9 protein-coding genes are annotated in these 9,940 nt (G+C 74.4%); 5 read left to right on the forward strand and 4 right to left on the reverse strand.

The window, feature by feature from the left end:
- Positions 1-24 precede the first annotated feature (24 nt).
- Together ACFY7E_RS26590 and ACFY7E_RS26595 are read left to right on the forward strand one after the other, a co-directional pair.
- The gene (locus tag ACFY7E_RS26590; RefSeq protein ID WP_389488984.1) at positions 25-990 is read left to right on the forward strand and encodes a glycosyltransferase family 2 protein; all 966 of its coding nucleotides are present in this window, start codon (positions 25-27) and stop codon (positions 988-990) included.
- Between the two features lie 3 nt (positions 991-993).
- A complete protein-coding gene (locus ACFY7E_RS26595) occupies positions 994-2,370 on the forward strand; it encodes a polysialyltransferase family glycosyltransferase (RefSeq protein WP_389488986.1) in 1,377 nt (458 codons plus the stop codon).
- A gap of 63 nt (positions 2,371-2,433) precedes the next feature.
- Here ACFY7E_RS26595 and ACFY7E_RS26600 read toward each other — a convergent pair whose 3' ends face one another.
- Complete coding sequence (locus ACFY7E_RS26600; RefSeq protein ID WP_389488988.1) at positions 2,434-3,204, reverse strand: VOC family protein; 771 nt, start codon at positions 3,202-3,204, stop codon at positions 2,434-2,436.
- Positions 3,205-3,366: 162 nt separating this feature from the next.
- Here ACFY7E_RS26600 and ACFY7E_RS26605 point away from each other — a divergent pair, with 162 nt between their 5' ends.
- Complete coding sequence (locus ACFY7E_RS26605) at positions 3,367-4,194, forward strand: sulfurtransferase (protein ID WP_389488990.1); 828 nt, start codon at positions 3,367-3,369, stop codon at positions 4,192-4,194.
- Between the two features lie 181 nt (positions 4,195-4,375).
- On the opposite strand, the gene sepH is transcribed toward ACFY7E_RS26605, so the two are convergent.
- On the reverse strand, positions 4,376-5,434 hold the full coding sequence (gene sepH / locus ACFY7E_RS26610) for a septation protein SepH (protein WP_389488992.1): 1,059 nt from the start codon (positions 5,432-5,434) through the stop codon (positions 4,376-4,378).
- Between the two features lie 431 nt (positions 5,435-5,865).
- Here sepH and ACFY7E_RS26615 point away from each other — a divergent pair, with 431 nt between their 5' ends.
- Complete coding sequence (locus ACFY7E_RS26615) at positions 5,866-6,882, forward strand: hypothetical protein (protein ID WP_389488994.1); 1,017 nt, start codon at positions 5,866-5,868, stop codon at positions 6,880-6,882.
- A 78-nt stretch (positions 6,883-6,960) separates the two neighbouring features.
- Here ACFY7E_RS26615 and ACFY7E_RS26620 read toward each other — a convergent pair whose 3' ends face one another.
- Positions 6,961-8,301 (reverse strand): D-arabinono-1,4-lactone oxidase, encoded by a 1,341-nt coding sequence (locus ACFY7E_RS26620; protein WP_389488996.1) that lies wholly within the window; start codon positions 8,299-8,301, stop codon positions 6,961-6,963.
- The gene (locus ACFY7E_RS26625) at positions 8,240-9,505 is read right to left on the reverse strand and encodes an MFS transporter (protein ID WP_389488998.1); all 1,266 of its coding nucleotides are present in this window, start codon (positions 9,503-9,505) and stop codon (positions 8,240-8,242) included. Before ACFY7E_RS26625 ends, ACFY7E_RS26620 begins: the two co-directional genes overlap by 62 nt.
- Positions 9,506-9,788: 283 nt before the next feature.
- On the opposite strand from ACFY7E_RS26625, the gene ACFY7E_RS26630 reads away from it, so the two are divergent.
- A partial coding sequence (locus tag ACFY7E_RS26630) for a ferrochelatase (RefSeq protein ID WP_319008850.1) occupies positions 9,789-9,940 on the forward strand: 152 nt, incomplete at its 3' end.

Below are 9,940 nucleotides of genomic sequence, written 5' to 3' on the forward strand. Positions count from 1 at the left end.
TCCGATTCAGTGTGGGGAACCCGAGTGCCGAAACTGTCCGTCGTCGTACCGTTCCACAACGTCGGGGCCTACGCCCCCGACACCCTGCGCAGTCTCGCGAACAACGCGGATCCCGCATTCGAGTTCCTGCTGGTCGACGACTGCTCGACGGACGACACCCCGGAGGTCCTCGACCGCTGGCGCGACCGCCTGCCGAACGCCACCGTCATCCGGCACGAGACGAACCGGGGCGTCGCCCAGGCGCGCAACACCGGCATCGACGCGGCGCGCGGCGACTACCTCACCTTCCTCGACGGGGACGACTGGTACGCGCCCGGCCACCTGAGCGCCGCCGTCGCCGGAATCTCCCGCCTGGACTGCGACTTCGCCCGCACCGACCACGTCCTCTCGGAAGGCCGGAAGCGACAGATCCGCTACGCGCCCGCCAAGCGGCGCGACACCGTGATGGACCCCAGGGACGGCATCGCGCCGGCCAGCATGGTGACGATGGTGGACTACCCCTTCGTCCCCTTCGGCATCTACAGCAGCCGCCTCTTCGAGAACGGCGCGTCCCGTTTCGAGACGGCCCTGAGGACCGCCGAGGACCGCCTCTGGGTCTGGCGGCTCCACCTCAAGGCCCGCACCTTCGCGGCGCTCTCCCTGCACGGGGTCTTCTACCGGCGGGGCGTCACCACCTCGCTCACCCAGATCACCGACAACCGGCAGCTGGACTTCATCCCCTCGTACGACCTCCTGCTCGACGAGGTCTCCCGCGACGCCGAGGCGGACCGGTTCCTGCCGAAGGCGGTCCGCACCTACTGCGCGATGATCGCCTTCCACATGGGCAAGGCCGGGAAGTACGACCCCGCCGTCGCCGAGCGGCTGCGCGCCGACGTCGGCGACGCGCTGCGCCGCATGCCGCAGCGGGTCCTCGACGAGACCCTCGCCACCATGGACACCCGCCGCGCCACCCTCCTCCGGAGCCTGCGCGAGACCGGAAGGAACGCCTGACCCATGGCCCCCGACGACACCGCGACGGCCGCGGGCACGGCCCCCGGCACCCGCCCGGTCCAGATCTTCCAGGTCTCCACCCTCTACGGCGCCGCCACCCTGGCCGCCGCCCTCGACGCCGGGCGGTTCGGCCCCCGCGAGGACGCCCGCCGCCTCCTGCTCGTCTCGCACAACGCCGAGATCCCGGAGACCGCGCTGCGCCTGGAGACCATGACCGGCTACGGGCGGATCGCCGCCCGCTTCGACGGCACCCTCGACTGGAACGAGACGATCCACCCGTACCACCCCGCGGCCTGGGCCCCCCGCCCCGAGGAGGCCCCGCTCTGGCAGCGCGTGCTGCGCACCGCCTGGGACCTCGGCGACGCCCCGGTGGAGCTGGTCGTCGAGTCCATCCAGGTCAACCCCGCGAAGGCGCTCGCGGGCACCTTCCCCGAGAGCACCCTGCACGTCTACGCCGACGGCCTGATGAGCTACGGCCCCACCCGCAACGACCTCGCGCAGTCGATCGCCTGCCGCGTCCGGCGGGTCCTCCACCTCGACCTGGTGCCGGGCCTGCGCCCCCTCCTCCTGAGCGAGTACGGCGTCGAGCCCGAGCTCGTCCCCGACGACGCCTTCCGCGCGGTCCTCGCCGAGATCGCCGAGGAGGCCGCCGACGACCCGGCGATCACGCGGGCGGCCGCCGCCGGACCCACGGCCCTCCTGCTCGGCCAGTACCTCGCCGCGCTCGGCCTCCTCACCGCCGAGGAGGAAGAGGAGCTGCACCTGCGGATGCTGCGCGGGGCGGCCGCCGCCGGACACCGCTCGATCGTCTTCAAGCCGCACCCGAGCGCTCCCGTCCGCTACTCCCGGGCCCTCGACGAGGAGGCGGAGCGGACCGGTGTGCGCCTGACGGTCCTCGACGGGCCGCTGCTCGCCGAGACCTTCTACGAGCGGTGCCGGCCCCGGCTCGTCGTCGGCTGCTTCTCCACGGCGATGCTCACCGCCGCCGTCTACTACGGCGTGCCCGTCGCGCGCGTGGGCACGGCCGAGGTCCTCGCACGGCTCACCCCCTTCGAGAACAGCAACCGCATCCCGCTCACCGTCGTCGACCACCTCGTCGCGGACCTGGAGGGGGGCGAGGAGCCCGCCGTCCCCGGACCGGCTCCCGCCTCGCTCACGCCCCTGGTCCGGGCCGTCGGCTACTGCATGCGGCACGGCAGCCACCCGGGGCTCCGGGAGGAGGCCATCCGCTTCCTGGCGGCCCACCACGACGCCCCCGGCACCGCCCACCACTTCGACGCCGGACGGCTGACCCTGCTCGGCCTGCCGGGCGGAACGGCCCCGGCGCCGAGCGGCACGTCCCGGCCGCGCCGCGGCCTCGCGTGGAGCCGCCGGGGCTGAGCACACCGTGCCCGGTCCCGTACGGGCCGCCGCGGCCGAGCGGGCGTACGGATCGTCCGGGTCTCAGCGCCCGGCCGACCTGACCAGGGTGAAGACCGCGCCCTCCGGGTCCGCCACCACGGCGAGCCGCCCCGCCGTGCCGTCGCGCGGCGGGGACAGGACCCGGCCGCCGAGCCCCGCGACGAGCCGGGCGGCCGCGTCCACGTCGGCCACCTCGAAGTACGTCATCCAGTGCGGGCCCCGGTCCCGGGGCAGCGCGTCGCCGACGCCGTGCAGGGAGGCCACCGGGGCCCCGTCCACGAAGAGCGTCGCGTAGTCGTGCCCGGGGGCGTCGGCCGTCCCCGGCTCGAAGCCGAAGACCGAGCGGTAGAACTTGCCGATCGAGGTCTCGTACGTGAGCAGCTCGTTCCACACCGGGGTTCCCGGCGGTCCCGCCGTCGCCGTGCCGTGGTGCGCCTCCGCCTGCCAGACGCCGAAGACCGCGCCCGTCGGGTCGGAGCAGATCGCCATCCGGCCCGCCTCGCCCGCGTCCAGCGGGCCCACCGCGACGGTGCCGCCGCAGCTCCGGATGGACTCGGCGGTCTCGTCGGCGTCCTCGGTGGCCAGATAGGGGGTCCAGGCGATGCGCAGGTGCCGGTCGACCGGCAGCCGGCCGATGCCCGCCACCTCCCTGCCGCCGAGCAGGGCGCGGACGTACGGGCCGAGCTGCTCGGGACCGGGTACGAACTCCCAGTCGAAGAGCGCCTTGTAGAACTCCTGCGTGGCGTCAAGCCCGTGCACCATCAGGCTCACCCAACAGGGTGTGCCGGGTGGGCGCCGAGTCGCCTCGGTCATCGTCACCCTCTCCTCGGACCATCGTCGTGGCCGTGCCCCCTTCCGGCGGTGAAACCGGTGGTGGCGCGGTGCGCCCCGGACGCACCACGTCGTGGCGCGCTCCCGCGGGGAAGACGCCGGGTCCGTCCCGCGCGGCCGTGCGGCTGCGCGAGTATGGCATCCATGAAGCCCATCATCTCCGCAAGCGAACTGCTGAGCGAGTCGGCCGGGGACCGGCCGCCGGTCCTCCTGGACGTCCGCTGGGCGCTCGGCGGCCCGCCCGGACGGCCCGCGTACGAGGCCGGTCACCTGCCCGGAGCGGTCTACGTCGACCTGGACACGGAACTCGCGGGACCGCCCGGGAGCGGCGGCCGCCACCCGCTGCCCGACCCGGAGGTCTTCGGCGCCGCGATGCGCCGTGCGGGTGTCTCGGCGGACCGGCCGGTCGTCGTCCACGACGGCGGCTCCGGCTGGGGCGCCGCCCGCGCCTGGTGGCTGCTCCGCTGGGCGGGCCACCCGGACGTGCGGGTCCTGGACGGGGGCCTCGCGGCCTGGACGGGCGAGCTGACGGAGGAGGTCCCCGTGCCCGAGCCGGGTGACTTCCGGCCGGAGCCGGGCGCCCTCGGACTGCTCGACGCCGACGGGGCGGCGGCCCTCGCCCGCTCGGGGCTGCTCCTGGACGCGCGGGCGGCCGAGCGCTACCGCGGGGACGTGGAGCCGATCGACCGCGTCGGCGGGCACATCCCGGGCGCGGTCTCGGCCCCGACGACCGGGAACGTCGACGCCGGGGGCCTCTTCCTGGCCGCCGACGCGCTGCGGGACCGGTTCACCGCCCTGGGCGCGGCCGGGGACACCCCGGTCGGCGTCTACTGCGGCTCCGGTGTCTCCGGCGCCCACGAGGTCCTCGCCCTGGAGATCGCGGGCATCCCGGCGTCCCTCTACGCCGGCTCCTGGTCGGAGTGGTCCGCCGACCCGTCCCGCCCGGTGGCCACGGGCCCGGACCCGAGCTAGGCCCTCGGCCGGCACAGCGGGCCCGGTCGGCGGCGGGCCGGGCCCCACGTACGCGCGTGGCCCGGCCCGCCGACCCGTGAACGTCCGTACGCAGAGGGGCCCGCGCCGTGACGACGGCGCGGGCCCCTCTCCGTGCACCTCGGTACGTCTCCGTACGTCCCGGTGCGTCCCCGTACGGGGGTCAGTCCTGCTTCTTCCTCCGGGTGCCGAAGACGATCTCGTCCCAGCTGGGCACCGCCGCGCGCCGCCCCGGGCGGACGCCGTCCGCCTCGGCCTGGCGGTCCGTGGTGCCGGTGAGGCGGTCGCGGTGGCCCGAGACCGCGCGGGGCATGAGGACGTCGGCGTACGCGGCGCCCGCGCCCGCCGAGGCGGCCGGGGCCGGCGGTTCCTCCGCCTCGGGCTCGTCCGAGGGCTCGGAGGAGTCCGGCTGCTCCGGCACGACCATGTCGCCGCGGAAGCTCGGCACGGCCTCCAGGAGGCTCGTCAGGGAGTCCCGCTCGTCCTCGGACTCGGACGGGGGCGCGGGGGCCCGCTCCAGCTGGCGGTCCAGGGCGCGGTCGAGCGGCCTGTCCCGGGGCAGCCGGGCGATGCGCGGCACGAACGGGAAGCTGGGCTCCGGAGCGGCGGCGATCGTGTCGTCCGTCTCGCCGATCAGGGCCCGCGCCTCGTCGTCCACGGCCTGGACGAGCCGCCGGGGCGGGTCGTACGTCCAGCTGGCCGTGTGGACCTCGCCCGCGACGCGGTAGACGAGCAGCACCTCCCAGGTGCCGTCGTCCCGCCGCCAGGAGTCCCACTGCACGGTGTCCTTCTCGGCGCCGCGCAGCAGCAGCCGCTCCTGCACCGCCTCGCCGAGCTGGGGGCCGCTGTTCTCGCCGGGCCTGCGGACCGGGGTCTTGCGGGCCCGCTCCGCCATGAAGGCGCGCTCCGCGAGCACGGGACCCTCGAAGCGGCGCACGCGCTCGACGGGGATGCCGGCGAGCTGGGCGACCTCCTCCGCGGAGGCACCGGCTCGTATCCGCGCCTGGATGTCGCGGGGGCGGAGGTGGCTCTCCACCTCGATCTCGATCTGGCCGAGGCGCGCGCGGTCGTTGCGCACGGCGGCGCGGAGCCGCTCGTCGATCGGAAGTGTGTACTCCGTGCTGTCAGCAGCCTTCAGCACCAGTCGTGTGCCGTCGTTGGAGACGGCCACGACACGCAGTTCGGGCATGGGGACCTCCCGGGTGGTGCCTGCCGACGTCACGTGCGTCGCTGCTTCCGCTAGTCGAGTGTGGCCTGCCCGGGTGCAGCCTGCCACTACCTTGCCGAGTTGCCCGGCGTGTCGGGCGTGGACCCTGGAGCGCCGGCATGGCACGGTGACCTGTTCACTACCCGGAGTGACTGGCGGTCACTCTGTGCATCCGGTTCCCGTGTGATGTCGAGCGCCACCGGTTCGAGTGCCGTCTCCGGCCCTCTCCCCGTGACCCCGGGCACCCGTGAGGGCGTCCGGACCCAGGTTTCGTCAATGTACTCCATTCGGGCCACCTGGGTGGACCGGCGCGCCGCCCAACTTCTCGGGCGGTGCGGGAGTTGGCTCGTCGCGATCTTCCCCCGTACGTGTCGCTCTTCACAGAAGGACCGGAAACGGAACTATTCCCTTCTCCCATTTGTCCCTTCTGGGTGCAAGGCACTCGGATGAGCCAGCAGGGGTTGGAGATGCGCCACAGGCCGGAGACCGACACGGACGAGCCGAAGGAGGCGAAGGCGGAGGAGCGCGAGGACGGACGGGGACGGGAGAAGGACGAGGACGGGGAGAGCGGCAGGAGAAGGGTCGACCTGAGCGTGGCCCAGGTGTCGGGCAGCGCCCTGGCCGCGGTCGTCGCGGCCAAGCTCGCCTCGACCCTGGGGGTGTACGGCACGATCATCGGCGCGGGTGTGATCAGCGTCGTCGCCACCTGCGGCGGCCCGTTCTTCCAGTACGTCTTCCGGCGCACCGGAGAGCAGGTCCGCGGCGCGACCGCCGCCCGGCCGAGGCCCCGCCGGGTCCCGCTCCCGGCCGGCGCCGCCTCCGCGGCCGAGCGGGAGGACCCCACCCTGCTGCTCGCCGCGGTCCCGCCGCCCCTCCCCGAGCGGGAGGAGTTCGGCGAGGCGACCACCCACGGCACCCGGGTCCGGGGCTGGAAGCGCCCGGCGGTCGCCGCCGCCCTGGTCTTCGGCGTCACCATGGGCGGCATCACCACCTACGAGCTGGTCGCCGGGGAGGACTTCAGCGGCCGGCAGGGGACCACCACCTTCGGCTCGGCCGTCCGCGGCGGCGGGCACGACGGGAGGGACGCGCCGGACCCGGGCGGGGAGACCACCCCCACGCCCTCCGGTTCCTCCGACGGCACCGGGCGGCCGGGGGACGGCGCCACCTCCGGACCCGGGGCGACCCCGAGCCCGGACGGCCGGAGCTCCGGGCGGCCGGACACCGGACGGGACGGAACCGGGACCCCGTCGGCCGAGCCGACTCCCTCCCTCCCCACCGGCCCCACCGACGGCGGGACGACCCCCGCGCCGGTGCCGACCGGCCCCACCACCGGACCGACCCTCCCGACCGGCGAGCCGTCCACCGGCACGGGACCGACCGGGGACCCGACCTTCCCGTCGGCCCCGGCACCGGAGGGACCCGGCACCGACACCGGGACCGGCCCGGAGCCCGGAGCCGGATGACGCCGGACGGACCAGGATGACGGGGAACGGCCGCCACGCACCCGCGTGGCGGCCGTTCTCGTGCTCCGCGAAGGGCCCTCAGTCGCCCAGGACCCGCCGCAGATGGTCGTTGGCGAAGAGCCGTTCCGGGTCGAGCCGGTCGCGCAGCGCCGTGAACTCGGCGAAGCGCGGATAGGCCTCGGAGAGGTAGGCGGCGTCGCGGGTGTGCAGCTTGCCCCAGTGGGGACGGCCCCCGTGCGCCGTCATGATGCGCTCCACCGCGGTGAAGTACGCCCGGTGGGGCGTCCCCTTGTAGAGGTGGACGGCGATGTAGGCGGTCTCCCGCCCCGAGGCCGTGGACAGCGCGATGTCGTCCGCCGGGGCCGTGCGCACCTCCACCGGGAAGCTCACCTTGAGCGGCGACCGCTCGACCATCGCCTTGACCTCGCGCAGCGCGGCGACCGCGGCCTCGCGCGGCAGCGCGTACTCCATCTCCACGAAGCGCACCCGGCGCGGCGAGGTGAAGACCTTGTACGGGATGTCGGTGTACGTACGGGCCGACAGGGCCCGGCTGGATACCCTGGCGAGCGCGGGGACGACCGGCGGCACCGCCCTGCCCAGCGAGCAGGCGAGCTGGAAGACGCCGTTGGAGAGGAGCTCGTCCTCCACCCAGCCGCTGATCCGCCCGGGGGGGGCGGCGGGGCCCGCGCTGCGGTTGTTGCGCTTGGTGCTGCAGTTGTCCGTGTGGGGGAACCAGTAGAACTCGAAGTGCTCGTTCTCCGCGTGCAGCGCGTCGAACTCCGAGGTGACCCGGTCGAAGCTCATCGGCTCCTCGCGTGCGGTGAGCAGGAAGACCGGCTCCACCGCGAAGGTGATCGCGGTGACCACGCCGAGGGCGCCGAGCCCGATCCGGGCGGCCGCGAAGACCTCGGGATTCTCCTTCTCCGAACAGGTCAGCAGCTGCCCGTCGGCCGTCACCAGTTCGAGGGCGCGGATCTGCGCGGCTATCGACGCCGAGTCGCGGCCCGTGCCGTGCGTACCGGTGGAGGTGGCCCCGGCGACGGTCTGCTCCATGATGTCGCCCATGTTCGTGAGCGACAGGCCCTCCCGGGCCAGCGCCACGTTGAGCCGCTTCAGGGAGGTGCCCGACTCGACGGTCACGGTCATCGTCTCGCGGTCGATCCGCCGGATCCCGGTCAGCAGGTCCGGCCGGATCAGCACGCCGTCGGTGGCCGCGATCGAGGTGAAGGAGTGGCCGGTGCCGACCGTCTTCACCCGCAGCCCGTCCTCGGCCGCCCGGCGCACCGCCTCGGCGAGCTCCTCGGCCGAGGCCGGGCTCACCTCGCGGACCGGGCGGGAGGTGACGTTCCCCGCCCAGTTACGCCACGGACCGCTCGCCGTCCTGCTGCTCCCCGACCCCGCTGTCGTCGTCCCGCTCACGCTGCCCCTCCCGGTTCGGCGCCGGCCTGCGCAGCCGGCGGTGTCCGAGGAGACCCACCACGACCGCGGCCGCGCCCGAGACGACGGGCACCACGTATCCCGCTTCCGCTCCCGACGCGTCGACCACCCAGCCGGCGGCCGAGGAGCCGAGCGCCACGCCGATCGCGAGACCCGTACCCGTCCAGGTCATGCCCTCGGTCAGCTTGGTGCGCGGTACGTGCGCTTCGACGAGGGCCATCGTGGTCACCATGGTAGGCGCGATGGACAGGCCCGCGACGAAGAGCGCCACGGCCAGCAACGGCAGGTTCCCGGCCAGTAGGAGGGGGATCATACTCACGGCCATCGTGCAGACGCCCAGCAGCCACCTGCGGGACGGCTCGCCCTTGAGGTGGAGCAGTCCGAAGACGGCCCCGGCCAGACAGGAGCCGAGCGCGTAGACGGCCAGGACGAGGCTGGCGGCGGCCTTGTGCCCCCGCTCCTCGGCGAAGGCCACGGTCACCACGTCCACCGAGCCGAAGACGGCGCCGGTGGCGACGAAGGCGAGGATCAGGACCCGCAGACCGGGGGAGCGGAGCAGGGAGCCGTCCCGCTCATCGCCCCGCCTGGGGTGCGGCCGGGGCTCCGTGGCGCGCTGCGCGGTCAGCCAGAAGACGCCGATCGCGAGGAACACCCCGGCGAGCAGCGGACCGGCCTCGGGGAACCAGATCGTCGACAGGCCGATGGAGATGATCGGGCCGAAGATGAAGCACACCTCGTCGACGATCGACTCCCAGGAGTACGCCGTGTGCAGGCTCCTCGCCTCGCCCCGGTAGATCTCCGCCCAGCGGGACCGGATCATCGCCCCGACGCTCGGCACGCAGCCGATCACGGCGGTGAAGAGGAAGAACGTCCAGTCCGGCGCCCCCTCCCGCACGCAGAGGAGGAGCCCGGCGCCCGCGGCGAGCGACACCAGCGTCACCGGCCGGAGCACCCGCCGCTGCCCGTGCCGGTCGACCAGGCGCGAGACCAGGGGGCCGAGGACGGCGGCGGACGCCGCGAGCGTCGCCGAGAGTGCGCCGGCGAGCCCGTACCGGCCGGTGACCTGCGAGATCATGGTGACGATGCCGATGCCCATCATGGACAGGGGCATCCGGCCGAGGAGACCGGCGACGGAGAACGACGCGGTTCCGGGCGCCGCGAAGATCGCGCGGTAGGGACTGGGCAAGGGGCACTCCGGAATCTCCGTGCTTCGGAGCTGGCTCCGCGCGACGACTCGGCACGCGCCCGCGCGACCGCGGGACACGTGTAGTTAACAGCTAAAGCCTACGGCGTTGAAGTGAGTGGGTCATCCCCCTTTCGGACGGCGGACGGCGGACGGCGGACGGCGGAGCGGTGGACGGCTGCCCCGCCCCTTCCACCGGGCCGCCCCCGTCCCTTACGCCGGGCCGCCCCGTCCCTTCCGCCGGGCCGCGCCTCCGCCGCCGGGGACGGGTGGGAGGATCGGTGCCATGTCCGATCAGCATGATCCCGCCCCGTACGACGCCCTGCTGCTGCTCTCCTTCGGTGGACCCGAGGGCCCGGACGACGTGGTCCCGTTCCTGGAGAACGTGACGCGCGGCCGCGGCATCCCGAAGGAACGGCTCAAGGAGGTGGGGCAGCA

This window comes from Streptomyces sp. NPDC012825 (genome assembly GCF_042900925.1).
Lineage (GTDB): Bacteria > Actinomycetota > Actinomycetes > Streptomycetales > Streptomycetaceae > Streptomyces.